22 protein-coding genes, 1 pseudogene and 1 riboswitch are annotated in these 25,422 nt (G+C 35.7%); of the genes and pseudogenes, 21 read left to right on the top strand and 2 right to left on the bottom strand.

What is annotated here, in order from left to right; all coding sequences use genetic code 11:
- Nucleotides 1-14: 14 nt before the first annotated feature.
- The gene (locus PGC14_RS08940) at nt 15-686 is read left to right on the top strand and encodes a hypothetical protein (protein WP_039765410.1); all 672 of its coding nucleotides are present in this window, start codon (nt 15-17) and stop codon (nt 684-686) included.
- Between the two features lie 200 nt (nt 687-886).
- On the opposite strand, the gene PGC14_RS08935 is transcribed toward PGC14_RS08940, so the two are convergent.
- Nucleotides 887-1,837 (bottom strand): glycosidase, encoded by a 951-nt coding sequence (locus PGC14_RS08935; protein ID WP_011916416.1) that lies wholly within the window; start codon nt 1,835-1,837, stop codon nt 887-889.
- A 143-nt stretch (nt 1,838-1,980) separates the two neighbouring features.
- Between PGC14_RS08935 and PGC14_RS08930 the strand changes: the two genes are divergently transcribed.
- The 15 genes and pseudogenes from PGC14_RS08930 (at nt 1,981) to PGC14_RS08860 (ending at nt 19,100) form a co-directional block, all read left to right on the top strand.
- Nucleotides 1,981-2,397, top strand: coding sequence for a secondary thiamine-phosphate synthase enzyme YjbQ (locus tag PGC14_RS08930; protein ID WP_011916417.1), 417 nt, complete (start codon nt 1,981-1,983; stop codon nt 2,395-2,397).
- Nucleotides 2,398-2,465: 68 nt separating this feature from the next.
- Nucleotides 2,466-2,798, top strand: a complete 333-nt coding sequence (locus PGC14_RS08925; protein WP_049754833.1) for a hypothetical protein — start codon at nt 2,466-2,468, stop codon at nt 2,796-2,798.
- A 176-nt stretch (nt 2,799-2,974) separates the two neighbouring features.
- A complete protein-coding gene (locus tag PGC14_RS08920) occupies nt 2,975-3,883 on the top strand; it encodes a methyl-accepting chemotaxis protein (protein ID WP_228370019.1) in 909 nt (302 codons plus the stop codon).
- A gap of 14 nt (nt 3,884-3,897) precedes the next feature.
- Nucleotides 3,898-4,032 carry a hypothetical protein gene (locus tag PGC14_RS08915; RefSeq protein ID WP_271628709.1) on the top strand — a complete coding sequence of 45 codons (135 nt, stop codon included), beginning with the start codon at nt 3,898-3,900 and terminating at the stop codon, nt 4,030-4,032.
- A 218-nt stretch (nt 4,033-4,250) separates the two neighbouring features.
- Nucleotides 4,251-4,390, top strand: a riboswitch (SAM riboswitch).
- Between the two features lie 116 nt (nt 4,391-4,506).
- Nucleotides 4,507-5,697 (top strand): methionine adenosyltransferase, encoded by a 1,191-nt coding sequence (gene metK / locus PGC14_RS08910; protein WP_011916419.1) that lies wholly within the window; start codon nt 4,507-4,509, stop codon nt 5,695-5,697.
- An 83-nt stretch (nt 5,698-5,780) separates the two neighbouring features.
- Nucleotides 5,781-6,185, top strand: coding sequence for a TIGR04086 family membrane protein (locus PGC14_RS08905; protein WP_011916420.1), 405 nt, complete (start codon nt 5,781-5,783; stop codon nt 6,183-6,185).
- Nucleotides 6,186-6,321: 136 nt separating this feature from the next.
- The gene (locus PGC14_RS08900; protein WP_011916421.1) at nt 6,322-6,906 is read left to right on the top strand and encodes a hypothetical protein; all 585 of its coding nucleotides are present in this window, start codon (nt 6,322-6,324) and stop codon (nt 6,904-6,906) included.
- 54 nt (nt 6,907-6,960) lie between these two features.
- Nucleotides 6,961-9,372 (top strand): single-stranded-DNA-specific exonuclease RecJ, encoded by a 2,412-nt coding sequence (gene recJ, locus PGC14_RS08895; protein WP_011916422.1) that lies wholly within the window; start codon nt 6,961-6,963, stop codon nt 9,370-9,372.
- On the top strand, nt 9,372-9,803 hold the full coding sequence (locus PGC14_RS08890) for an NfeD family protein (RefSeq protein WP_039765404.1): 432 nt from the start codon (nt 9,372-9,374) through the stop codon (nt 9,801-9,803). Before recJ ends, PGC14_RS08890 begins: the two co-directional genes overlap by 1 nt.
- A 41-nt stretch (nt 9,804-9,844) precedes the next feature.
- Complete coding sequence (locus PGC14_RS08885) at nt 9,845-10,780, top strand: SPFH domain-containing protein (protein WP_039765401.1); 936 nt, start codon at nt 9,845-9,847, stop codon at nt 10,778-10,780.
- 45 nt (nt 10,781-10,825) lie between these two features.
- Nucleotides 10,826-11,188: a YlbF family regulator gene (locus PGC14_RS08880; protein ID WP_011916425.1), complete on the top strand. Its 363-nt coding sequence runs from the start codon at nt 10,826-10,828 to the stop codon at nt 11,186-11,188.
- A gap of 28 nt (nt 11,189-11,216) precedes the next feature.
- A complete protein-coding gene (locus PGC14_RS08875; protein WP_271628708.1) occupies nt 11,217-13,943 on the top strand; it encodes a UPF0182 family protein in 2,727 nt (908 codons plus the stop codon).
- Between the two features lie 571 nt (nt 13,944-14,514).
- Nucleotides 14,515-15,801 carry a class II aldolase/adducin family protein gene (locus tag PGC14_RS08870; RefSeq protein ID WP_039765396.1) on the top strand — a complete coding sequence of 429 codons (1,287 nt, stop codon included), beginning with the start codon at nt 14,515-14,517 and terminating at the stop codon, nt 15,799-15,801.
- A 147-nt stretch (nt 15,802-15,948) separates the two neighbouring features.
- Nucleotides 15,949-17,236: pseudogene (locus PGC14_RS08865) on the top strand (IS110 family transposase).
- A gap of 583 nt (nt 17,237-17,819) precedes the next feature.
- Nucleotides 17,820-19,100 carry an L-rhamnose isomerase gene (locus tag PGC14_RS08860; protein ID WP_271628707.1) on the top strand — a complete coding sequence of 427 codons (1,281 nt, stop codon included), beginning with the start codon at nt 17,820-17,822 and terminating at the stop codon, nt 19,098-19,100.
- Nucleotides 19,101-19,172: 72 nt separating this feature from the next.
- Here the strand turns inward: PGC14_RS08860 and PGC14_RS08855 are convergent, their stop codons facing one another.
- Nucleotides 19,173-20,657 carry an L-fucose/L-arabinose isomerase family protein gene (locus PGC14_RS08855; RefSeq protein ID WP_271628706.1) on the bottom strand — a complete coding sequence of 495 codons (1,485 nt, stop codon included), beginning with the start codon at nt 20,655-20,657 and terminating at the stop codon, nt 19,173-19,175.
- 268 nt (nt 20,658-20,925) lie between these two features.
- On the opposite strand from PGC14_RS08855, the gene tig reads away from it, so the two are divergent.
- From tig to PGC14_RS08830, 5 genes are all read left to right on the top strand, one after another.
- On the top strand, nt 20,926-22,242 hold the full coding sequence (tig, locus tag PGC14_RS08850) for a trigger factor (RefSeq protein ID WP_271628705.1): 1,317 nt from the start codon (nt 20,926-20,928) through the stop codon (nt 22,240-22,242).
- Between the two features lie 42 nt (nt 22,243-22,284).
- Nucleotides 22,285-22,872 carry an ATP-dependent Clp endopeptidase proteolytic subunit ClpP gene (gene clpP, locus PGC14_RS08845; protein ID WP_011916441.1) on the top strand — a complete coding sequence of 196 codons (588 nt, stop codon included), beginning with the start codon at nt 22,285-22,287 and terminating at the stop codon, nt 22,870-22,872.
- Between the two features lie 26 nt (nt 22,873-22,898).
- Nucleotides 22,899-24,200 (top strand): ATP-dependent Clp protease ATP-binding subunit ClpX, encoded by a 1,302-nt coding sequence (gene clpX / locus PGC14_RS08840; RefSeq protein ID WP_271628704.1) that lies wholly within the window; start codon nt 22,899-22,901, stop codon nt 24,198-24,200.
- Entirely contained in the window at nt 24,201-24,323 is a 123-nt protein-coding gene (locus PGC14_RS08835) for a hypothetical protein (protein WP_266166088.1), read from the top strand.
- A gap of 89 nt (nt 24,324-24,412) precedes the next feature.
- A complete protein-coding gene (locus PGC14_RS08830; protein WP_011916443.1) occupies nt 24,413-25,417 on the top strand; it encodes a deoxyguanosinetriphosphate triphosphohydrolase in 1,005 nt (334 codons plus the stop codon).
- Nucleotides 25,418-25,422: the final 5 nt, after the last annotated feature.

Below are 25,422 nucleotides of genomic sequence, written 5' to 3'. Positions count from 1 at the left end.
GGAGGTCAAATTTTATGAAAAAGAGAAAATTATTTGTATTAGGTTTATTGGTACTTATTACAATAGTTGCAGCTATAATTGGTTATAATGCAGAAAGTATTCAGCAATTGAATAATGAGGAGGGAATAAAAGGAGTGGTGAAGAGTGCACTAAATATTTATAGTAAAAGTGTGTATCCATCAGAGTATACAAAATCACCAGATATTAAAATTCCTTCACAGCTTATGGAAAAAAAGATAAATGAAATTACCCAGGAATGTGAGAAATATTACAGTGCAAAGTCAGGAATTTTAGCAAATAAAATAAAAGTTTTTCAAACGGCTGTTTTAGGAGAAGCTTATTCACCCTCAGATATAAGGACTGTTGAATGGAAAATAAATGATATAAAATTTTTAGAAACAAGGATTGAAGGTGATACAGCAACAGTAATAGCAGATGTATATTGCGAAAACAAAATGGTTGCGTTGATTCCAATTGATAATAAAATAAATGGAAGCATAAAGCCTGAAGAAATGACAATAGAATATCAGAAAAGGCTGTATGAAGAAACGCAACAACTTCCCAAAAAATTGGTGACATATAATCCAAAAGGTGTAATAAGATATTATTTTAACTTATCAAAAGAAAACGGAAAATGGAAAATTACTTCAGAAAACTTCAGTTATCTACCAGGTTATGAGCCTTAATTTTATTTAAACTTCCATTTTGTTGTAGAAAAAGTTTCTATTTAATGTATGTTATAAGTTTGTGTTAAAATTCAGGCTTCCTTTGGTGATAAAAAGAAAAAAGAAATGATTAAAAAGTTTCTATTAATCTAGCTCTTTGTCAAAAGAGAGGTTGATATTTAGAATGTTCACCCCAACTTTTGACAAAGAGCCTTTATCTTCTATTTTACCTGCAAATCCCCTTCAATAAGAATAGACAAAATTTGGTCAATCTCAGCAAATGCCAAGGCTATGCAAGAGTCAGCAGCGCCATAGTAAAGATAGATTTGATTATCTTCAACAATTGCACCGCAGGTAAACACAACATTGTTCACATCACCAATTCTTTCGTATACCTCTTGCGGGGATAAGAGCCACTCAGGACATCTTTTCTTGACTTTTGCCGGATTTTCTAAATCCAAAAGCGCAGCACCAAGCCTGTAAATTGGTCCTGATGGCATCATTTTAACACCGTGATAGATTATGAGCCAGCCCTCTTGAGTTTTTATTGGTACAGCTCCTGCACCGACTTTAAAGCCGTCCCACCACGGGCCTCCTTTTTCAACAAGCACAACCTCATGGTTTCCCCAGTGAATTAAGTCTGTCGAATATGCAATCCAGATGTGTTCAATATCACCTGCAACAGGTCGGTGCAGCATTGCATATTTTCCGTTTATCTTTTCAGGGAACAAAACCGCATCTTTGTTATTTGGGGGACAAATAAGCCCTAATTTTTCTACCTTTTTGAAGTTTTTAGTTCTTGCAAGAGCAACAGCAGGACCATAACGGGAGTATGCAGTATAGGTTATATAGTAATAGTCATCTTCAGGAATATAGGTTATTCGTGGGTCTTCGCACCCAAACTCTTCGTATATGAAGACTGTTGGTTGAGGATATATGAGGGGTGACTTTTCAATCTTCCAGTTGGTCTTTCCATCACTACTTCGAGCAACAGTTAAATGTGATTTTCCTTGTCTGTCTTCAACTCTCAAAAGTAATAAGTACTCGTTCTTATATTTTATTGCACCAGCGTTAAACACTGCATTTGCAGAATATGGTATATCATATACTGTGATTATTGGATTTCCACTGTAGCGCGTAAATATATCCTTTTTTGCAAAGACCTTCTTCATGTAAAATCCCCCCACAATGATTTATCTATACAATGAAATATACCACATTTTCTGTTGAATCATTACAAAAAAATTATTAAAATATTTTTAAAAAACTGTCAAGGACAAAGAAAAACAAAAATTTAGCGGGGTGATTTTTGAAAATGAAGTCATATAGAAAAGAACTCTGGTTTGAAATTCCAACAAGAAGGGCTTTTGTGAACATCACAGATACACTACAAAAGTGTGTGGACGAAAGTGGTATAAAAGAAGGACTTTTACTTTGCAATGCCATGCACATAACTGCAAGCGTGTTTGTGAACGACGATGAGCCAGGTCTTCATAAAGATTTTGAAATCTGGCTTGAAAAGCTGGCACCTGAAAAACCATATTCTCAGTATCACCACAACGTCGGTGAGGACAATGCTGATGCACACCTAAAAAGGACAATCATGGGCAGGGAAGTTGTTGTTGCAATTACAAATGGTAAGCTTGATTTGGGTCCATGGGAGCAAATCTTCTATGGCGAGTTTGACGGTAAGAGAAAGAAAAGAGTGCTAGTTAAGATTATTGGCGAGTAATGCTGTAATTACTAATCTTGAGCAATGAATTTTTGATAACTAATTTGCAAGCAGAGGAGTGAAATTGAATGAGCTTATCCGCAAAAGTGACAGGGATTTTGTTGTTTATACTTACAATTGTTGACCCGATTTTATTACTGTTTTCATACTATGTCTTTGCAGGGTTAGGTGATTATCCAATTGTAAATATTCTTTTAGGGTATCTTATTGCGTTAGGACTAATTGGTATTCCAGCACTTTTTATAGGGAGATGGAATGCAAAGAGAGTAGAAGATGGCTCTGGATACAACTTACCATTTTTTTTAGCATGTGTTGTTTTTGTGGGAAACATACTTGCAGCAACTTTAGTGGGGATAGTTTCTTCAAAGATAAAACCAATGCCAGAGGAGCGTTTGCATTAAGATTTAGTGGAGCAATTGCTGTAAATATGGATATAGTTGCTCTTTTACTTTTTATTTATTCTAAAGTATTGTCTAAAAAGGAATTTGCAAAGAATATGGAAAAGACAAAGATTTCTATTTCTACAAAGCTTACAGTTTGAGTTTTATCTCTTACTCTCTGGATTGGTCCTTTATTGTTGAAATATATTACACTTAGAGTAAATCTTAATAACATTACAAAAATAAATCTTGCTTTAATAAGTATTTCTATTAACATAATTATTGCATTTGTTTTATGGGTAATAAATAAGAGTGTTTTATTGCCAGTTCCTGTACTTTCCAGATTGTTTTCAAGAGTATCGGAGGGTTATTTAATTACTGAAAAAATTAAATATTCTAATGATGAATTTGGCATCATTACCTACAAATTAATTGAGACTGTGAAATCAATAAAAAAACTTATAATCAGTGTAAAAAATGCAGTGGATAATTCTATAGAGATATTCGAACTAGCTCAAAAGCTATTTAGTAGATTAGAGAAGGATTCTTCGGAAAATGCGAAAATAATTGAAAAACAACAATCTGATATACAAAGAGTAGCAGCTTCGGTTGAGGAAATTAATGCTAGCATTGAGCAATTAGCTGCTCAAGCTCAGGACCTCAATAGTTTGGCGTCCACAGTGCTTTCAACTTCTAAAAACTTAGTGGATAAATCAGAGTTAGGACAAACAGCGGTTCAAATCATTTTAAAAACAAGCGAGAATCTTGTAGAAAGGTATGGTCAGTTGAGAGAAGGTGTAAAGCAATTAGCTCAAGCAACTCAGAACATCAGTGAGGTTGTTAAGTTTGTAAGACAAATTGCTGAAGAGACAAATTTGTTAGCCTTGAATGCTTCGATTGAGGCTACTAAGGCAGGAGAAAGCGGAAAAGGTTTTTCTGTTGTTGCTTATGAAATAAGGAAATTAGCTGAACAGACAAAAAATTCGACTACTAATATAAGTAGAACAATTTCAACTGTGAATTTGTATTCAAAACAATTTGAAGACCAGATAGAAGTTCTTTACCATGAAGTAGAAGAAAATAGGAAAAATATACTGAACTTTTAGGAATTTCTATCAATATGATTGAGAAAATAAGGGATTTAAATTCACTTGTTGATAGTCTGCTTGCTCATTCTGAAGAAGAAGCAGCTTCTGCTGAAGAAATGACTTCGGCAGCAACAGAAATAGCTGAAAGTATATTCAGAAATAAATGAGTTTTCACAAAAGATAATATCTTCTATAGAGCACAATCTTGATCATGTACGAGAACTATCAAAGCAGCTTTCTATTTTATCAACTTCAATGAATGAAATTCGAAAAATGATAGGAAAGTTTAAATATGAGTAATTATTTTTATTGACAATACCAATTTGTTTTGTTAATATAATTGAGGCAAATTTAAAAATTGAATAATGAAAAAATGATAAGGTTATCCTTATCAAGAGAGGTGGAGGGAAAAAGGCCCGATGAAGCCCGGCAACCGGCAAGGCTTTTTTAAAGCTTTGCAATGGTGCCAACTCCGTCAGAAAGCTTAAAAAGTTTATATATTTTAAGCTTTCTGAGAGATGAGGATAAAACTTTTTACAAGAAAGTTTTGCCTCTTCTTTTCAGAAGGGGCTTTAAATTTTATATAAAGTTTTAATTTTAAATGAGTTTCCATTTTACTTAAAAGGAGGTACAAAGAGCAGATGAGAAAGCTATTTACATCCGAGTCTGTAACAGAGGGTCATCCAGACAAAATTTGTGACCAAATTTCAGATGCTGTTTTAGATGCCATTTTAGAAAAAGACCCGTACGCAAGAGTTGCATGTGAGGTTGCAGTTACAACAGGGCTTGTTCTTGTGATGGGTGAGATAACAACAAAATGTTATGTGGACATACCAAAGATAGCAAGAGATACAATAAGAGAAATTGGGTATACACGTGCAAAATACGGGTTTGATGCTGACACATGTGCGGTGATAACATCAATTGATGAGCAGTCACCTGACATTGCAATGGGCGTTGACAAAGCATTAGAGGCAAAGCTTGGTGAGATGACAGATGATGAAATAGAGGCAATTGGTGCAGGCGACCAAGGGATGATGTTTGGGTTTGCGTGTGACGAGACACCTGTTTTGATGCCAATGCCAATCTATCTTGCTCACAAACTTGCAAGAAGGCTTGCATATGTCAGAAAAGGGGGTATTTTGCCATATTTGCGACCTGATGGCAAGACTCAGGTCACAGTTGAGTATGAAGATGACAGGCCAATAAGAGTGGATACAATTGTTGTTTCAACTCAGCACAGCCCAGAGGTTACACATGCCCAGATTGAAGCAGATGTGATTGAACATGTTATAAAGCCAATTATCCCAGAAGGTATGCTTGACAAGAACACAAAGATATATATAAACCCGACAGGAAGATTTGTAATTGGTGGTCCACAAGGCGACTCAGGACTTACAGGAAGAAAGATTATTGTTGACACCTACGGTGGCTATGCACGCCATGGTGGTGGAGCATTTTCTGGAAAAGATCCGACAAAGGTTGACAGGTCTGCAACATATGCAGCGAGGTATGTTGCAAAGAACATTGTTGCAGCAGGACTTGCTAAAAAGTGCGAGGTTCAACTTTCATATGCAATAGGTGTTGCAAGACCACTCTCAATCAGGGTGGATACATTTGGAACAGGAAAGATTGATGATGAAAAAATTGCCGAGATTGTAAAGAGAGTATTTGACCTAAGACCAGCTGCTATAATAAGAGACTTGGATTTAAGAAGACCGATTTACAAGAAGGTTGCTGCATATGGTCACTTTGGAAGAGAAGATTTGGACTTGCCATGGGAGAGAACTGATAAGGTAGACATAATCTTAAAAGAGGCTCAGAATATATAAGAAGTAGAGCTTGTGTTCTAACTTTTTGTGAGTTTTAATAATGTTTAATAGAGCATCTTTTTTAAAAGGATTATCAGGCTATTATGAATAAGAAGACTGAAGACGCAAGTCTTTCTCAGTATGTTTGGATAGTAGTAAAGTCACTATTTTTGATTTGCTTTTTAATTCTTATAGTATCTCTTTTTGTGATGTATTTTTCAATGCCGGATAAAATTGCACAGTATCTTACTATATTTTCAATGTTTGTAGGAATAGCATTGTGTGGATATGAGGCTGCTGAAATTAGCCCTACCAGAAAAAAAATAGCTGCATTTGTAGTTTCGCTTTTTGTTTCGATTATTTTGGTTGTGTTATCCATTGTTTTAAAAAGAAGTGTTAACATTTCAAAGTACCAATTATATTTAATAATCTTTGGTCCAATTTTGGGCTTTGGGATGGGCGCTTTGAATGCAGAGAAGAGCAGAAAACCTCGACCAAAAAGAAGGTAGAAAAACGCAGATATAAGCTATCCGTATCCCCTTTTGCAGCTGGCATAAGCAAAAGGGGATTTATTTTTGCCTTTACATCCAATTATGGTGTATAATTAACTCAAGGAAGAAATTAAACTTTTTGGGGGAAGACTTTATGAGGGAAAAAATTGCATATCTTATAAGCAGCATTTTTACAGTTCCAATGGTTGCACTGATTGTATTTACAATTATGTGGCTTGATGACAAGATGGCAAACTATGATGGAAATTTAAGCTATTATCTGAATTCAATTATCTTTTTCACAATCATACCCCTTTTAGCATATATTGTTGCAAGAATGGTCCCAAAGTTTAAAGCAGGTGGAAGAGAAAAAGAACGAAAACTTGCTTTTATCTTTGGGATAGTTGGATATATCTTAGGGAATTTGAGTTTGCTGACTATAGAAAAGCCTACAAAAGCAATGATAGGGCTTTACTTGTCATATCTCATATCAAGTTTAATCTTGGCCTTTATTAATAAGGTTTTAAAATTTAAAGCAAGTGGCCACGCTTGTGGTATAACTGGTCCAATTGTTGCAATCAACTTTATTGCTGGGCTAAAAATGTTATTTTTAGCTTTACTTATTCCGCTTGTTATGTGGTCAAGACTTATACTCAAAAGGCATGATATTAAACAGCTTATAGTTGGTGCTGCAACATCATTCTTTGTAACTTTGATAGTAATGATATGGATATTTTGACAATTAACATATTTTTAGACTACTTTTTTAAATTGAGGGGGCTTTTTTTGAGGGATGATTTTTCAAAAAAAACGATGGGTGCTAAAAGAGTGTGAGAATTTTGATGATTTTGACATCCAAATAGATGGTAGAAAAATAAGACCGCAAATAATCAAAGTTTTAAAAAACAGAGGAATTGTTCAAAAGGATGATATTGAAAAGTTTTTAGCTCCAGCAATCAAAAATCTTCACAATCCCTTTTTACTCAATGATATGAAAGAGGCGATAAATATTGTTCACAATGCTATTTTACACAAGAAAAGGGTATTAATTTACGGAGATTATGATTGTGATGGTGTAACAAGTACATATCTTCTTTATTCAAACTTGAAAAAGTTTTTGCCAACAAGTTACTATATTCCTAATAGATTCAAAGATGGATATGGACTCAACCTTGATATCTTAAAGAGATTAGAAGATACATTTGACATCTTAATAACAGTTGACACAGGAATAAGTGCTATTAATGAGATTGAATATCTAAAACAAAAAGGAAAAATAGTCATTGTCACAGACCACCATGAACCAAAAGATAAGCTACCAATAGCCGATGCCATTATAAATCCCAAGAGACGTGATAGTACATACCCTTTTAGGGATTTAGCAGGGGTTGGGGTTGCATTCAAGCTACTTCATGCACTAAAGCTTTCTGGGCTTGAAATTAAACTTTCTAAGTATCTTGACATTGTGGCAATTGGCACAATTGCAGACGTCATGCCACTTGTTGATGAAAACAGGATTTTTGCTAAGTTTGGTCTAAAACTTTTAAAGTATACGAGGAATATAGGACTGAAAAAACTTATAGAAGTTGCTGGACTTTCCTCAAAGGAAGAGCTAAAACCTTTCGATGTTTCATTTATCATAGGGCCAAGACTGAATGCGGCAGGCAGAATTTCGGATGCTAATTTAGCCATGTCGCTTCTTTTAAGTGACTCTTTAGTAGAAGCAGAAAAGATTGCAAGAAGGTTAGATGAGGAAAATAGAAAACGTCAGGAGATAGAAGAAAAAACTATCAAAGAGGCTCAAAAGATAATTACATTGAATAAAGATATCCTAAGGAAAAAGATTTTTGTGCTAAGCTCTCAAAGCTGGCACCCTGGTGTTGTTGGGATTGCTTCATCAAAGATAACAGAAAAGTATTACAGACCTTCGCTTCTGTTTACGTTCACAGATGAGGGAATTTTAAAAGGTTCTGGACGGTCAATAAAAGGTTTTAATCTGTTTGAGGCGTTGAAAAACTGCTCTGATATTCTTCTAAAGTTTGGTGGGCATGAACATGCAGCTGGGCTTTCGCTTGTAAGCGATAATTTTGACAAACTTGATGAGATTCTAAATGCTATTGCTCAGGAATATCATTTTATGATTTTCAAACCAGCTGTTGAAATTGACCTTGTTTTAAGCTTAAACGAGATTGATGATGAGTTAATTGACCAAGTTTATCTTTTAGAACCATTTGGTGTAGGGAATCCTGAGCCAACCTTTCTTATAAAGAACATTATTGTTGAAAATTTTAGATTCATGGGTGAGGACAATAAGTATTATAAATTCTTTACAGGAAATGGTACAAAGTATGATGTTGTATGTTTTTCAAACTTAGAAGATGAAGATGAGCTTGTTACAATGAAAAAGGTTGATATTGTTTGTAAGCTTGAAAAAAATATATTTAACTCTACAAGGCGAAATCAGTTTAATCTGATTGACATTTGTGAAAATATCAGTTTTGGTGTTATAAAAGACCTTTACAATAACTTAAAAACTGTGCGGCAAAAAGGATGTAGCTTTAAGAAATTTGAAATTGAGACATGTAATCTTTCTGAACTTGTTGACAAAAAATGTATCTTTACAGCTTTTTATCCTCATATTGTTTTAGATTTTTTAAAGTTTTTAAAAGATGAAGAGGTAGAAAATGATCTTTTTAAGTTTTTAGATAACCATGGCCGGATTGTGCAGCACCAGAGTTCATTAAAAGAGGTATATTTTGATGACATATTTGCACCGAGGATTGACAAGATAGAAAATATGAAAGAGGATTTTGATGTTATAGTTGCACTTGACATTCCTTCATATCAGCTTGTAAAAAATCTCTATCAAGATGCAAAAGTTTTGATTTTTGACTTAGACAAGAAATTTAAGGATTTTAATCTACAAATAAATGATGAGGTGGTCAATGTTTATAAAACACTTAGAGATTGTGAGTTTATCTCATACAATTTTTCGGGTATAAATGAATCAGACCCATTTAAAAGGGTTGTAAAACTTTTATTTATACTTTCAATGTTTGAAGAAAAAAATCTTCTTTGTTCAGAGGTTACACACGAAGGCGTGGAGGTAAAGGAGTTTTACAAGCTATCTGAGAAGGTAAACTTGAAACAGACATCAATCTACAAATTTTTCCAGATCATTAAAAAGGATGAAGGGGGAATTTGATGAATGTAAGCATTTATGATTTTATCTGGCTTGTGATAGCTCTTGCTTTTTTAATAGCTGATACCTTTATTGGTTTTGTCTTTTTTCCTATTTATATTTCAGCTTTTATAATTTTCATTTTAGATTTATTTGTAAACAATCTATTTGTAGAAGTTGGTCTATTTATTATTCTCAGCTTAGCAATCTTTTTGATATTTAAACCCAAGATTAGAAAATTTATGCAAAACATGCCAAAGATAGAAAACAGAAGCTTTGTAAACGTGGGAGAGGAATTTTTTGTTGAAGAGGTATCAGAAGATAGGTATTCTGGCAAAATAAAAAAGGACGGAATATTTTACAACATTTTCTGTGACAAAAAGTTAGGAAAAGGTGACAGAGTAAAGGTTAAAAAAGTGGATGGGTTGAGAATTTTTGTTGAAAAAATGGAATAAAAAAACAAGAGTATTTTGAAAAATGGGAGGAGGAAGCTTGTATGCCGACAATTGGATGGGTCATTTTGATAATTGCGCTGTTTTTAATCTTCTTCTTTTCAAGTGTAAAAGTTGTTCGGACAAAATACTGCTATGTTGTAGAGAGAATTGGCCAGTTTCATAGGATTTTAGAGCCAGGCGTTCATCTTATTATTCCTTTTATTGACAACATAAGAGCAAAAGTTAATATGCAAGAAAGAATTTTAGATGTACCACCGCAAGATGTTATAACTAAGGATAACGTCAGAATAAAGATTGACTCTGTTGTATTTTTTGAGGTATTCGACGCAAAGATGTGCACTTACAATGTACAAAATTATCAAGCAGCGATTATGTATTCAGTATTAACTAATCTCAGAGATGTCATTGGTAGCATGACTCTTGATGAAGTGTTCTCCTCCAGGGAAATTATAAATTCAAAGTTGACAACTGTGCTTGACCAAATTACAGATAACTATGGGGTAAAGATAAAAAGAGTTGAAATAAAAGACATTATCCCACCTGCTGAAATAACACAGGCAATGGAAAAACAGATGAAGGCAGAAAGAGACAAGCGTGCAATGATTCTTGAGGCAGAAGGTGTGAGAGAAAGTGAAATTGCTAAAGCAGAAGGGTACAAGCAAGCTCTTATAAAAAGGGCAGAAGGTGAAAAGCAGCAAAAGATTTTGCAGGCGGAAGGTCAGGCTCAGGCAATTGAGATGGTAGCAAGAGCACAGGCAAACGCTATTGCATATGTCAACAGGGCTATTAAGGAGAGCGGCACAGATGCAGTTGTACTTGCGATGAGGCAGATAGAGGCTGCAATTGAGATTGCTAAAAATCCGGCAAATAAGGTATACATTCCAACTGATGCATTTAAAAATCTTGGTACTTTAATTGGCGCCTCAGAGCTTTTAAAGACAAATGAAAATGTTAATAATCAAGACAAGAGTCCTTAAAAATAAAATAATCAAATATCCACAAAAGGGGTGAGTATACAAAAGATGAGAAATGTTTACGACATTGCGTACGAGCTTGCAAATGCTCTAAAAGAGTCAAATGAGTTTAAAAGGTTTAAAGCTGCAAAAGAAAAGATTGAAAAGGACGAGAAGCTCAAACAGATGGTTATGGACTTTAAAAAGAAACAACTTGAGCTTGAGCAAAAACGCTTGCAAGGACAAGAGGTTACAAGCTCTGATGTATATTCTTTGCAGCAGCTTTACCAGATAATAAGCCTAAACCCAGACATTGAAGAATATCTCTCATCTGAGATGATGCTTGCAAAAATTTTGGCTGATATTTCAAAGATAATAGCAGAAGCAGTAGATTTAAAAGATGAAATGTTTGGACTTTTAGAGAGCAAATAAAAAAATAAAGTGAGGGACAGGATTTAGGATGGCAGATAGAATTTACGATTATAAAAGAGAGAAAACTAAAAGAGTGGTTAAAAAAGTGGGTTTTGTTATTTCAATACTGGTAATATTAGCTATAGTTTTTTCAATTGCTTTTGATTTATTTTTAGAACTCATCCAAATAAAAGAAATTGGTAGAAACTTTGTAAGTGTATTCTGGAAGAATTTCTATGTAAAGCTTTCAGTACAGGTTGTTTCATTTATGATTTTGTTCTTTGTGTTTTTTGTAAACAATGCCGTTATTAAGAGAAATATTGAAAGAATTGTTGGAAAAATTAGTTTGCTTAAGAAGAACATTCTCAATGTTATTGTCTCTGTGTTATTGGCGCTGATAGCAAGCAGGTATTTGGAAAACAACCTCTACATCAAATTTTTGACCTTCAAGCATTCAAAGCCGTTTAATATAAAAGACCCGATCTTTAACAAAGATGTAGGATACTATGTGTTTGAAAGACCATTTTTTCTTTCAATTGTAAATTTTCTATTCTATTTAGTGATATTTGTATGTATCTATACAGTGGTATTATACATTGTTCTCTATGGTTTTGCATTTGTTAGCAGGGTAAATTCATGGGGTGTGCTTTATGACAAAAAGGTAAGAAGTCATATATTTTTCAATCTGATACTCATATTTGTGATTAAGATATTCACACTAAAATATGAAATGGAAGGACTTTTGTACTCTTTCTTTGGTGAAGTTGTTGGTGTGGGATATACTGATTATTACATTAGGATGAACTATTTTAGGCTTTCGTATATAGTTTTGGTAGCTGTGATTCTACTCAGCATCTACTTTTTCATAAAAGGCAAGTATGCAAATATAGCCAAGGTAATGCTTTCTTATATTGGTTGGGCAGTTTTGGGTACCATAATCGCTACAGCTTTTCAGTATTTTGTAGTATCACCAAATGAACAGGTGTATGAAAGGTCTTTTTTAGAAAAAAACATTAAGTTTACACGCCTTGCTTACAATTTAGAAAACATTGAAGAAAAATATTTTCCTGTTGACACATCAGGTACCATCACAGCAGAGGATTTACAGAAAAACACAGGTACAATTGAAAATATTAGAATTACAGATTATCCCACAACCTTGGCTATTTTAAACCAAATTCAGCGTTTTAAACAGTACTATATTTTCAACGATGCTGATATTGCAAAGTATACAATAAATGGCAAAATAAAATCTGTATTCATCTCTGCAAGGGAGATAAACTATGATGGGATTCCAACAAAGACATATATCAATCAAAAATTTCAATACACTCACGGCTATGGTGTTGTAATGAGCCTGATGACAGAAGTTACACCTGAGGGCCAGCCAAAGTTTATCATAAAAGATATTCCATTAAAGAGCTTAGACGGTGCACCAAAGGTGACTCAGCCACGGATATACTATGGAGAAAAGACAGACCCATATGTTATTGTCAACACAAAAGTTGACGAAATTGACTACCCAGAGGGTGATTCAAATAGGCTTTTTAGATATGACGGCAAGGGTGGAATAAGACTAACACCTTTGAATAGGCTGATCTTTTCATATGTGTATAAAGACTTTAGACTTCTTGTCTCAACAGCTATAAATTCAAACAGCAAGATACTCATAAATAGAAGTATTATAGAAAGAGCTAAAAAAGTTGCTCCATTTTTTGACTATGACACCGATCCTTACATTTTGATTGACGGCAAAGGTCACTTAGTATGGGTTTTGGATGGTTATACAAAGACAAATTATTATCCATATTCAGAGCCGACAGAAGAAGGTTTTAATTATATTAGAAATTCGGTAAAGGTATTAATTGATGCATACAATGGAACGCTGAAATTTTACATTGTAGACAAAAACGACCCAATTGTAAATGTCTATAAGAGTATTTATCCCGACCTTTTTGAAAATGGAGATATTCCAAGAGACATTGCTGAGCATATAAGATATCCGGAGTATATTTTCAAGGTTCAGGCAAGTGTGTTGAAAAGGTATCACATGACAAACCCGAATGTATTTTACAACAAGGAAGATTTGTGGGACTTTGGAAAACACAAGACGCCAGACGGTTCAATTGACTATATCCCGCCATATTACAGTGTGATGAAGCTGCCAGACAGCCAAAAAGAAGAGATGATTTTGATGGTGCCTTTCACACCGCTAAAATACAACACAATGATTGCATGGCTTGCAGCAAAAAGTAGCCAAGAAAATTATGGAAAGCTTGTGCTATACAAATTCCCGAAAGGTTCAACTGTCTACAGTCCACTGCAGGTTGAGAACATGATTGACCAAGACCCGCAGATATCAAAGGATTTGTCACTGTGGAATCAAGGCGGTTCAAAGGTTATAAGAGGGAACCTTTTAGCATTGCCAATAAACCAAAAGATTTTGTACATTGAGCCAATTTACATTGCTTCCGACAATGCTTCAGCCCTGCCAGAGGTAAAAAGAGTAATTGCTGCTTGCAATGGGAAGGTCGTTATGGGAAGCAGCCTAAATGATGCGCTATCGCAGCTCATTGGGCAGCAGGTAACACCTGTAAAGGATGAGATGCAAACACCGTCTCAGAAAGAAAATATAACTCAGGTTCTACCATCGTCAGATCTATTAAAGATAAAGTCTTTGTTTGAAGATGCTAAAAAAGCTTTACAACAAGGCAATTGGGAAGAGTTTGGAAAGAAGTTCAAAGAGCTTGATGATATGATGAAGAATGTCAAATAGGCAGTATAACTTTAAAATTTAATGAAGGTGTCTAAAAAATACAATTTTATATGTTCTGAAAGCACGTATAACAGGAACCAAACAATAAAAACTCCTAAATATTGAAATAAAAGGGGTTGTTACATCAACTTTTGAAACAGCCCCTTTTATTTTGTGTCTATTTTATAGCTGTGTGTGGTGTTCCATTTTGCGTCCCCTTAGGTTAATTAATGAAGTTTAAGGGATTATTCAATTAGACTTTGAACGTTTAACAAACAGTATAATGTAGAGATTTAGTAAATTCAATAGTGGATGTAGTTTTAACATATGAGTTGATTGGTTTTTTGTTTTCTTTGTATATATTTCATGATTCCATAATCAATTTGTCAGTTTTATAAAAACCACATTTGTTTGAAATATTAATAAATGATAATGACAAAACGGTGTAATTAGATTATAATAATTAATAAAAGACATCAAAAGTAAATACAAATAAACATAAAAACAAAAATTTTAAGCCATAGATACAAACATCCTGCAAAATCAGACAAAACTATAAAAATGCAATTTATTTCAGAAAGGGGTAAATATTATGAGATTCGAATTACTTCATCCAGCAGATCAAATAGCAATGATAATGGAAAGAATATATGGATATGGTATGACTACAACATCTGGCGGTAATATTTCTATAATGGACGAAAATGGAGATATATGGATTACACCATCTGGGATTGACAAAGGAAATTTAAAACCGGATGATATAGTGCTTGTAAAAAGCAATGGTGAGATTGTAGGAAAGCACAAACCATCTGTAGAACTTCCTTTTCATGAGATGATTTACAGGTCAAGACCGGATATCAAAGCTATAATTCATGCACACTCACCGGCAATTATGGCGTTTAGTTTAGCAAGGAAGATTCCAAACACAAAACTTATTCCAAATGTACATTTAATATGTGGCGAAGTTGAACTTGTTGAGTATGCACTACCAGGCAGCACAGCCCTTGGACAAAAGATTGCTGATGCCTTCAAAAGAGGCATTAACACTGCTGTTTTGGCAAACCATGGAATTGTTGTAGGTTCTGAAAACCTATTCAAGGCTTTTATGGCATTTGAGACTTTAGATTTTTGTGCTCAGCTTGAGATAAGAGCAAGGGCAATAGGTAATCCTAAGGCTCTGCGTCCAAAAGATATTGAGATTTCGAAAGCAAAGCAAGATGTTCAGATGGATGAGTTTATTCCAAAGAGTTATTCAAGTTTTGAGGAAGAATCTCGAAAAAAAATGTGTGAGCTAATTTACCGTGCTTATGAGCAAAGACTTTTTACAAGTACGCAAGGAACTTTTTCACAGAGGTTAAATGAAAACTCTTTTATAATCACACCATCCATGGTTGACAGAAAATACATAGAAATAGATGATATTGTTAAAATCGAAAACGGCTATAAAGAAGCGGGCAAAAAACCAAGTAGCTCTATTTTACTCCACAAGTATATCTATGAAAAACATCCAAATATAAATGCAATCGTTATTGCTCGTCCTCCCAATATTATGGCGTTTGCTGTGACAGAAAATGAATTTAATTCTCGGGCAGTTCCAGAGACCTATATACAGTTAAGAAACGTCAAAAAGATTCCTTTTGGTTCAAACTTTATGCAACCTGAGATGACAGCAGATGTTTTTTCAAAAGAAACTCTTGCTGTTATTGTTGAGAATGATTGTGTTATTGTTGTAGGTGAAAGTTTATTGGATGCATTTGACAAACTCGAAATATTAGAATTTACAGCGAAAGCAATAATTGATGCTAAAAGCTTGGGTGATGTTGTTTTGATTAGTCAAAAAGAAATTGAAGAGATAGAAGAGGCTTTTAAGTTGTAAAGAACAATTATATGAGCATTCCTGTAATGAACGAAAATGAGTGAAAATGAAGAGAAATGAGATTTGAAGAGATAAGGTACCTCCTGGTAAAATACAGAATGTAAGTTGTACAACTTACGACAAAACACAACAAAGGAGGTATCCTCTTTGAAGTATACACAAAATGAAAAGATATTACAAGTAACAGAGAGAACTTTAGTTGTAGGAGTAGACATAGCAAAGGAAAGGCATGTAGGCAGAGCATTTGATTTTAGAGGAGTGGAGCTTGGCAAGAGAATAGAGTTTGAGAATAGGAAAGAAGGTATGGAGAAATTTTTGGATTGGGCAAATAAGATAATGAAAGCAAATGGCAAAGACAACATGATAGTAGGGATAGAGCCTACAGGGCATTACTGGCTGTGCTTTGAGCAGTATCTGAGAGAGAATGGCATAAAAGTGGTTTTAGTGAATCCTTTTCACGTGAAGAGGAGCAAGGAGCTTGATGATAGTACGCAAACTAAGAGCGATATAAAGGATCCGAAGACGATAGCGATGCTTGTGAAGGATGGAAGATATACAGAGCCAAATATACCCGAGGGTATATATGCTGAGATGAGAGTAGCGATGAACATATATGAAAGGCTTCAAAAACAGCTGAACGTTTTAAAAAATCAAATAATCAACTGGCTCGATATGTATTTTCCAGAATTTTTAGAAGTATTTTCTGATTGGGAAGGCAAGACGGCAATAGAAACATTAAAGGAGGTGCCATTGCCTTGTGATGTAGTGGAAAATGAAGTGGAAGGGATTATAGGGTACTGGCGTGACAAATTAGATAGGCGAGCGATTAGTCGCAGGAGGGCGATGGATTTAGTAGAGACTGCCAAAAGGAGTATAGGTAAAAAAGAAGGGAGAAAGCTGGCAAGACAAGAGATAAAATATTTGCTGAGTCAATATGAGCTTTTAAAGAAGCAGATAGAAGAGATAGAAGCCGAGATGGCAGAGCTTTTGAGAGAGGTGCCGAATGGAGAGGAACTGCTTAAAATAAAAGGTGTTGGTGTAAAAACGGCAGTTGGCTTTATTTCTGAGGTTGGAGATATAAAGAGGTATGAGGATGCGAGACAGATACAGAAATTGGCGGGACTCAATATAGTTGAGAATAGTTCTGGCAAGTACAAGGGTCAGACGTGTATAAGTAAAAGAGGGCGAGGGAGGCTCAGAAGTAGCTTGTTCAAGGCCATGATTACAATAGTAGCAAAGAATGAAGAATTTAAGCAGCTGCACAGGTATTACACCACGCGAGAGAACAATCCCTTGAAGAAGAAGCAATCATTAATAGCACTGTGTTGTAAATTGATAAGGGTATTTTATGCGATTTTGAAAAAAAGGCGTAAAGTATGATGGGAACAAGATGTTGAGCGATATAAAGAGAGAGGCTTTAGCAAGGACAGCGTGAAGTGAAGTGAGAAAAATTGCTTGAACATTCTTAATTTAAAGCAGGAGAAATAGTTTGAGTGATTCACATCTTGAGGGGGTAAAGAAATTCTTAGCTTTGCGAGGAGATTAAGTCATGTCGAGTAGCAAAGTGCCCCTTTTAATAATAGTTCACATCTTAGAAAATGTATTGATGGTTAAGAAATGAAGGAGAAAGGATTAAATGATTTTTTATAGAAAGTAGATTGAAAAATGTGAGCGGGTGGTCAGAGTACATCCTCCATACGGGCGAAGACCCTGCATACGAGCATAACTGACGTCCACGCCATGGTAGATGGGACGAGGGAATTGAGGGCAAGTGAGAAAAGACCCTGAGAGACATGAGAGGGTAAACACCATGGTTGTTGTGGATAGATACCCGCCGTAATATGGTAGAGCAACAAGATAAATACAATAGAGAGGCTGAGTCTAAGCTGGGTATGGTAGAATAAAGCAATAATAACAATATCAAGAACAAAATTATTTGTTTCGATAGCGAATTTTAAAGAAATCGCGAGATATTTTGAGAAAATCAAAGGTATATTGAGAGAGGAGGAAGTGAAAAAATGAGTTTGAATGCTGATAAGGTAATAGCAGACTATGAAAGAGCAAAAGAGGTGTATGGCCAATTTGGAGTTGACACAGATGGAGTTTTGGAAAAGATGAAAGAGATAAAAATCTCTTTGCACTGCTGGCAAGGAGATGATGTGACAGGATTTGAAGAGGCAACAAAAGGAATGGGCGGTGGCGGAATCTTAGCAACAGGAAATTACTTTGGCAAAGCACGGAATGGAGATGAACTTCGGCAGGACGTAGAGTTTGCAATGAGTTTGATTCCTGGCAAACACAAGGTAAACCTTCATGCTATCTATGCTGAGACGAATGGCAAAAAGGTAGACAGAGACCAGCTTTCAGTGGAACACTTTGAAAAGTGGATAAACTGGGCAAAAGAAAAGGGCATCGGACTTGACTTTAATCCTACCTTTTTTGCCCATCCAAAGGCATCCTCAGGGTATACTCTGTCAAGTAAAGATGAAAGTATTAGAAAATTCTGGGTACAACATGCTATTAAGTCACGTGAGATTGCATCAGTTATGGGCAAAGAAACAGGTCAGCCTTGCATTAATAATATTTGGATACCCGATGGTTCTAAAGACTTTCCAGTACAAAGGTATGAGCACAGAAAAATCTTAAAAGAGTCACTTGATGAGATATTTGATGCAAAGGTTGACAAACAATATCTCATTGACTCTGTTGAAAGTAAGTTATTTGGCATAGGTTCAGAAGCTTATGTGGTTGGATCGCACGAGTTTTACATGGGTTATGTATTTACAAGCAAACACGATATAGCAATCTGCTTTGACCTTGGACACTTCCACCCGACAGAAACCATTTCAGACAAGATTTCAGCTGTGTTGGCATATTCAAAGAAGATACTTTTGCATCTCAGCCGTGGTATGCGTTGGGACAGTGACCATGTTGTGATTTTGAACGACGAAGTTTTGTCTGTTGCACAAGAAGTAAAAAGAAGCAATGGATTTGAGAAAGTTTATTTTGCTTTGGACTTCTTTGATGCGAGCATAAACCGAATAACTGCATGGGTAACAGGGGCAAGGGCTGCCTTGAAAGCAATTCTTTTTGCACTCTTGGAGCCAACACATCTTTTGATTGAGGCTGAAAATGAAGGGAATTTTGGGATGCGACTTGCACTTTTAGAGGAATTCAAAACCTTACCATTTAGTGCTGTGTGGAATAAATACTGCTACGACAGTGGTGTTCCAGTGGGAAGCACATGGCTTGAAAGGGTGAAAGAATATGAAGAGAAGGTTTTGAAAAATAGGGTGTAATAGGTACAAAAAGGGGCTGCGCAGTGTTTCACACTTTTAAATGATTATGGCAGCCCCTTCTTGATTTCCATATTATTTAAATGGATTTTCATCTTTATATAGCATATTAGCTGGCTGGTTGAATGATATGTCATCAACACCGAGCATCTTCATTGCATCAAATAGGATTTTTCCTGCATGTTTGAATGCAACAGCTGTATGATGCGGGAACCTCTTGGCAATAAGTACATATCTATAGAATCTTCCCATCTCTTTTATTGCAAATACACCAATTCCGCCAAACGAACGTGGGTCAACGTCTATTACCTCACCTTCAGCCACGTATGACCTCAAGATACAATCAGCTGTTGACTGAAGTCTGAATATTGTTATCTCACCTGGTTTTATTGTACCTTCGAGTGTACCACGTGTTATATCTGGTTCTTTATTTGGCTCTAAGAGTCTGTGCATGATGAGCTGGTACCTCATCTCAGCATATTTCATATGACAAATAGGTGTGTTTCCACAGTGGAAGCCCATAAAAAGGTCAGTGAGCTTGTAATCCTTGAACTTTTCCTTGTTTGCCTCATACATATCTTTCGGAACAGTATTATTGATATCAAGAATTGTTGCAGGAATTTGTGTTGCAAGTGTTACGATGTATTCACTAAGTGCTCCGTATATGTCAACCTCACATGCAACTGGAATACCCCTTGATGCAAGCCTTGCGTTTACGTAACATGGAACAAATCCAAACTGTGTCTGGAACGCTGGCCAGCACTTATTAGCAAATATTGCAAACTGGCAACTACCGCGATATTTTTCATACCAGTCCATTAATGTTAGCTCATATTGAGCAAGCTTTGGCAAAATTCCTGGATGTTTGTTTCCTGTGCCGAGTTCTTCTTCCATTTGTTTTACAATCTCAGGTATACGCGGGTCATCTTTGTGCTTGTTGAAAGATTCAAACAGGTCAAGCTCAGAGTTTTCCATAATTTCTATGCCAAGGTCATAAAGTGGCTTGATTGGTGCATTGCAAGCCAAAAAGTCTTGTGGCCGTGGTCCAAAACTGAAGATTTTAAGATTCTTTACTCCTATTACAACCCTTGCAACATCAACAAAGTGCGCTATCATATCCGAAACCTCTTCAGCATCGCCAACAGGGTACTCAGGAATGTAAGGGTTGAGCTTCCTCAGGCCAATATTGTAAGATGCGTTTAACATGCCACAGTATGCATCGCCACGACCGTCAATGAGGTTTTCTTGTGTCTCTTCAGCTGCCGCAACAAACATTGAAGGACCGCCAAACTTTTGTGCAAGCATTGTCTCAGGTCCTTCAGGGCCAAAGTTGCCAAGATATACAACAAGTGCATTAACACCTGCTGATTTTAGCTCATCCAGGGCTTTTAAAACGTCATTCTCATTTTCGACAGTTGTCTTTGCTTCAAAGATGTCGATACCTTTTTTTCTGCATGCCTCAACTACTTTCTGCCTTCTCTTTTCACTAAGAGAGATAGGGAAACAGTCCCTGCTAACAGCAACTATTCCTACCTTTACTTTGGGTATGTTTTGTAGCATATTGAAAAAATCCCTCCTAACATTTCATTAAGTTTTTATGTTTTGTTATAATAATTATATAACTTTGGGCTTGTGCATACAATAAATTATTCCCACAAAATGCCATATCATTGTAAGAAAATTGTTCACGTACAAGTGCGGGAAAAAATCTTTTCAATCTACTTTTAAAATAGAAACTTTTATGCTACAATATCATAGTTAAAGTATAACCTTTTTAAGATTGACAAAAATTTTAATTCAAAAATAAATCTTTTGAGGGAGGATTCAAATGGAATTCAAGGTTGAGAAAAAAGGTACAAACAAGGCTGTAATCGAGGTTGAGGTTGAACCTGAGAAGTTTGAAGAGGGTCTGCAGAAGTCTTATTTGAAAAATGCCAAGTATTTCAAAATTCCCGGTTTTAGACCTGGCAAAGCACCAAGGTCGCTCATTGAAAGAGCGTATGGTGAAGAGGTATTTTATGATGATGCAATTGACTATGTTTTAAATGAGACATATCCTAAGGTGATTGAAGAGAGCAAGCTTGAGGTTGTGTCAAGACCTGAAGTTGATATAGTTCAGGTTGGCAAAGGCAAGAGCTTTATATACAAAGCTGAGGTGTATATCAAACCTGAGTTTGAATTGGGTGAGTACAAAGGGGTTGAAATCAAGAAGATTGAATACCCTGTTGCTGAAGAAGAAGTCGAGCATGAGCTTGAACATTTAAGAGAGGAAAATGCAAGGTTTATATCTGTTGACAGAGAAGTTCAAAACGGCGATATTGTTACAATCGACTTTGAGGGTTTTGTTGACGGTGAATCTATTGAAAATGGCAGTGCTCAGGACTATGAGCTTACAATTGGCTCAGGTAGGTTCATCCCAGGGTTTGAAGAACAGCTAATTGGGATAAAAAAAGGCGAAGAAAAGGAAATAGAAGTTGTGTTCCCAGAAGACTATCAGAGCCAAGAACTTGCTGGTAAAAAAGCAACATTTAAAGTGAAAGTAAAGGAAATAAAGGTAAAGGAGCTTCCTGAGCTTGATGATGAATTTGCAAAGGATGTCAGCGAGTATGAGACATTAGAAGAGCTAAAGGCAAGCATTAGAAATAGGATAAAAGAGAAGAATGACAAAAGAGCAAAGGACGAGATGATTGACGCAATCTTAGAAAAAATTGCACAAGCAACAGAGATTGATATACCAGAGCCTATGATAGAAAATCAGATAAATTACTATGTTGAAGATGTTGTAAGAAATCTTCAATATTTTGGAATGACATATGAGAAATATTTAGAAGCTATAGGCAAGACTGATAAAGAGTTCAGAGAACAGTTTAGAGAAAGAGCAACAAAAGCTATTAGAAATAATCTCATATTAGAAAAGATTGCAAAGGTAGAAAATATTCAGGCAACAGATGAAGAGCTTGAAAAGGAATTAGAAAGACTTGCTAAGATGTACAACTTAGAGGTTGAAAAGTTGAAAGAAAGACTTTCTGAAGATGATATTGAGTATATAAAAGAGGGTATAATTCTAAATAAGGCTATAGATTTTATATACGAAAATGCTAAAATTATAAGTGAAGAAACTCAATCTGAAAACCAACCAGAATAGTCTGAAAATTTGTTTTTCTTTTAAAAAAGGAGGGATAAATAAATGTCAGCACTTGTTCCTATAGTTATTGAGCAAACTAACCGTGGTGAGAGAGCGTACGACATATACTCAAGACTTCTAAAAGATAGAATAGTAATCCTAAGCGGTGAAATTACAGATGACATTGCATCACTCATTGTTGCACAGCTTCTTTTCTTAGAGGCAGAAGACCCTGATAAGGACATCTATCTATATATAAACTCACCAGGTGGTTCTGTTACAGCTGGATTTGCAATTTATGACACAATTCAATATATAAAACCTGACGTATCCACAATTTGTGTTGGAATGGCAGCTTCAATGGGTGCATTTTTACTTGCAGCTGGAGCAAAAGGTAAGAGATTTGCTCTTCCAAACAGCGAAATAATGATACATCAGCCAATTGGCGGTGTTCGTGGTCAGGCAACAGACATCAAAATCCACGCTGAGTGGATATTGAAGATAAAACAGAGAATTAATAGGATTTTGGCTGAGCGAACAGGCCAGCCAATTGAAGTTATAGAACGTGATACAGAACGCGACTTTTTCATGACAGCTGAAGAGGCTTTAAAGTATGGCATAATTGACAAGGTGATTGAAAGACGACCATAATCTTTCTTTTTTGAGGTGATTTAAAGTTGGCTAAGTTCGATGAAAAGAAGACTTTAAGGTGCTCATTCTGTGGCAAATCACAGGATGAGGTAAGACGTCTTGTTGCCGGACCTGGAGTTTATATTTGTGATGAGTGTGTTGAACTTTGTTCAGAGATAATCTCTGAGGAGTTTGAAGAAGAGGAATACAACGAGTTTGATGATAGACTTCCAACCCCAAAAGAGATAAAAGAGTTTTTGGACCAGTACGTAGTTGGGCAGGACCACGCAAAAAAGATTTTATCAGTTGCAGTTTATAATCACTACAAGAGAATTTACTATCATGACAACAGGAAAGACGATGTAGAGCTTCAAAAGAGTAATATCTTAATGCTTGGTCCAACTGGCTCTGGAAAAACTTATCTTGCACAGACTCTTGCCAAGATGCTCAATGTACCATTTGCCATAGCAGATGCAACAACACTCACTGAAGCAGGTTATGTGGGTGAAGATGTTGAAAATATTTTGCTCAGGCTTATTCAAAATGCTGATTATGACATTGAAAGAGCAGAGCGCGGTATAGTTTATATAGATGAGATTGACAAGATTGCAAGAAAATCAGACAATCCTTCAATCACCAGAGACGTCTCTGGTGAAGGTGTGCAGCAAGCACTTCTAAAGATATTAGAAGGAACAATAGCATCAGTTCCACCACAGGGTGGAAGAAAGCATCCACATCAAGAGTTTATCCAGATTGACACAACAAATATTCTCTTTATCTGTGGTGGTGCTTTTGAGGGTATTGAGAAGATAATTGAGAGGAGAATTGGCGAAAAGACTCTTGGGTTCAATGCTAAAATAGAGAGCAAGAAGGAAAAGAAGATAGGCGATATTCTAAGACAGATAATGCCTCAAGACCTACTAAAGTTCGGCATGATTCCCGAATTTATCGGTCGTGTTCCAATAATTGTTACATTAGACGCACTTGACAAAGAGGCACTGATAAAGATTCTCACAGAACCAAAGAATGCACTTGTCAAGCAATATCAAAAGCTTTTTGCTATGGACGGCGTTGAGCTTGAATTCGAAAAAGAAGCATTAGAAGCAATAGCAGATAAAGCAATTGAGCGAAACACTGGAGCAAGAGGTTTGAGAGCAATCATGGAAGAGATAATGCTTGATGTGATGTTTGAGATTCCATCAAACGACAAGATAGAAAAGGTAATAATTACAAAAGCAGCTGTTTTGAAAGAAGATAAGCCCATTGTAATAATAAACGAGAACAAGAAAGTGCAGAGAAAACCAAGACTAAAACAGCGTTTGCAGGAAAGAAGAGGAAATGTGTCTTAATTGATTAATAAAACATGGGTGAAAGATAAGCTAAATGAAAGAAGAAGGCTGGTTTTTGACTTTCCAGCCTTCTTCTTTTTGAATTTTTCAGCTTTAAAAGAAGGGAAAATTCAGTTTGTATAGAATTAAGTTATTATATAAACCGAAAACATCACAAAGTCTCTAAGAAAATTAATAGAAAGAGGGACTTTACAAAAGTCCGGTGAGAGAATTTGTTAAAGATAAGAGAATACCAAGAAGAGCTTGAAAGTAAGATTCTATCACCATATGCAATGCTTTCTAAGAACACAAAAGGGCGACAAAGACCAGAAGAAAAGTGCCAGGTCAGAACCGAGTTTCAACGTGACAGAGATAGAATAATTCATTCAAAATCATTTAGAAGACTTAAACACAAAACACAAGTGTTCATCTCACCAGAAGGGGACCATTACAGAACAAGGCTAACTCACGCACTTGAGGTTGCCCAGATAGCAAGGACAATTGCAAGGGCTTTGAGGCTCAATGAGGACCTAACAGAAGCAATTGCCCTTGGACATGACTTGGGTCACACACCTTTTGGACATGCAGGAGAGGACATTTTAAACCAAATTACAACTTGTGGTTTTTCTCACAATGTACAGAGTCTCAGAGTTGTTGACTTTTTAGAAGGGGATGATGGGCTTAATCTTACATTTGAGGTAAGAGACGGTATTTTAAATCATGTATGGGGCAATACTCCTTCGACGTTAGAAGGCAAAGTTGTGCAGTTTGCAGACAGGATAGCGTATATAAACCATGATATAGACGATGCTATAAGAGCAGGAATTTTAAAAGAAGAAGATTTACCACAGGACTGTCTTAAGATTTTAGGATTTTCAAAGCGTGAGAGAATTAATACATTGATTATGGATATAATAAGAAATAGTATGGACAAACCAGAAATAACCATGAGTGAAGATGTCTTTTATGCCATGCAAAAGTTGAGGGAGTTTATGTTTCAAAATGTGTATATTGACTCTGAAGCAAAGAGGGATGAAAAAAAGGCTAAATATATTATACAAGCTTTATATGAGTATTTTATGTCGAATCCTGATTCCTTGCCAGACGATGTAAAAAAAGATATCGACAGATTTGGCAAGGAACAAGCAATAATCGACTATATAGCCGGAATGACAGACAGGTATGCTATGCGAAAGTTTTATGAAATATTCTTACCTTCGCCATGGAATAAGCTTTAATTTTT

The sequence above is a fragment of the Caldicellulosiruptor sp. DIB 104C genome (assembly GCF_028198085.1).
GTDB classification, from domain to species: Bacteria; Bacillota; Thermoanaerobacteria; order Caldicellulosiruptorales; family Caldicellulosiruptoraceae; genus Caldicellulosiruptor; species Caldicellulosiruptor saccharolyticus.
The sequence above is the reverse complement of the archived record's forward strand: the minus strand, read 5'-3'. Positions and strand labels throughout refer to the sequence as shown.

What these genes read in the sequence shown, in the direction of transcription:
- PGC14_RS08870 (WP_039765396.1), top strand. Translation starts at nt 14,515, where the DNA reads ATGAGATTCGAATTACTTCATCCAGCAGATCAAATAGCAATGATAATG.
- PGC14_RS08900 (WP_011916421.1), top strand. Translation starts at nt 6,322, where the DNA reads ATGAGGGAAAAAATTGCATATCTTATAAGCAGCATTTTTACAGTTCCA.
- PGC14_RS08875 (WP_271628708.1), top strand. Translation starts at nt 11,217, where the DNA reads ATGGCAGATAGAATTTACGATTATAAAAGAGAGAAAACTAAAAGAGTG.
- metK (WP_011916419.1), top strand. Translation starts at nt 4,507, where the DNA reads ATGAGAAAGCTATTTACATCCGAGTCTGTAACAGAGGGTCATCCAGAC.
- PGC14_RS08940 (WP_039765410.1), top strand. Translation starts at nt 15, where the DNA reads ATGAAAAAGAGAAAATTATTTGTATTAGGTTTATTGGTACTTATTACA.
- clpP (WP_011916441.1), top strand. Translation starts at nt 22,285, where the DNA reads ATGTCAGCACTTGTTCCTATAGTTATTGAGCAAACTAACCGTGGTGAG.
- recJ (WP_011916422.1), top strand. Translation starts at nt 6,961, where the DNA reads ATGATTTTTCAAAAAAAACGATGGGTGCTAAAAGAGTGTGAGAATTTT.
- PGC14_RS08915 (WP_271628709.1), top strand. Translation starts at nt 3,898, where the DNA reads ATGATTGAGAAAATAAGGGATTTAAATTCACTTGTTGATAGTCTGCTT.
- PGC14_RS08885 (WP_039765401.1), top strand. Translation starts at nt 9,845, where the DNA reads ATGCCGACAATTGGATGGGTCATTTTGATAATTGCGCTGTTTTTAATC.
- PGC14_RS08855 (WP_271628706.1), bottom strand. Translation starts at nt 20,657, where the DNA reads ATGCTACAAAACATACCCAAAGTAAAGGTAGGAATAGTTGCTGTTAGC.
- tig (WP_271628705.1), top strand. Translation starts at nt 20,926, where the DNA reads ATGGAATTCAAGGTTGAGAAAAAAGGTACAAACAAGGCTGTAATCGAG.
- PGC14_RS08880 (WP_011916425.1), top strand. Translation starts at nt 10,826, where the DNA reads ATGAGAAATGTTTACGACATTGCGTACGAGCTTGCAAATGCTCTAAAA.
- PGC14_RS08935 (WP_011916416.1), bottom strand. Translation starts at nt 1,837, where the DNA reads ATGAAGAAGGTCTTTGCAAAAAAGGATATATTTACGCGCTACAGTGGA.
- PGC14_RS08930 (WP_011916417.1), top strand. Translation starts at nt 1,981, where the DNA reads ATGAAGTCATATAGAAAAGAACTCTGGTTTGAAATTCCAACAAGAAGG.
- PGC14_RS08890 (WP_039765404.1), top strand. Translation starts at nt 9,372, where the DNA reads ATGAATGTAAGCATTTATGATTTTATCTGGCTTGTGATAGCTCTTGCT.
- PGC14_RS08905 (WP_011916420.1), top strand. Translation starts at nt 5,781, where the DNA reads ATGAATAAGAAGACTGAAGACGCAAGTCTTTCTCAGTATGTTTGGATA.
- PGC14_RS08860 (WP_271628707.1), top strand. Translation starts at nt 17,820, where the DNA reads ATGAGTTTGAATGCTGATAAGGTAATAGCAGACTATGAAAGAGCAAAA.
- PGC14_RS08925 (WP_049754833.1), top strand. Translation starts at nt 2,466, where the DNA reads ATGAGCTTATCCGCAAAAGTGACAGGGATTTTGTTGTTTATACTTACA.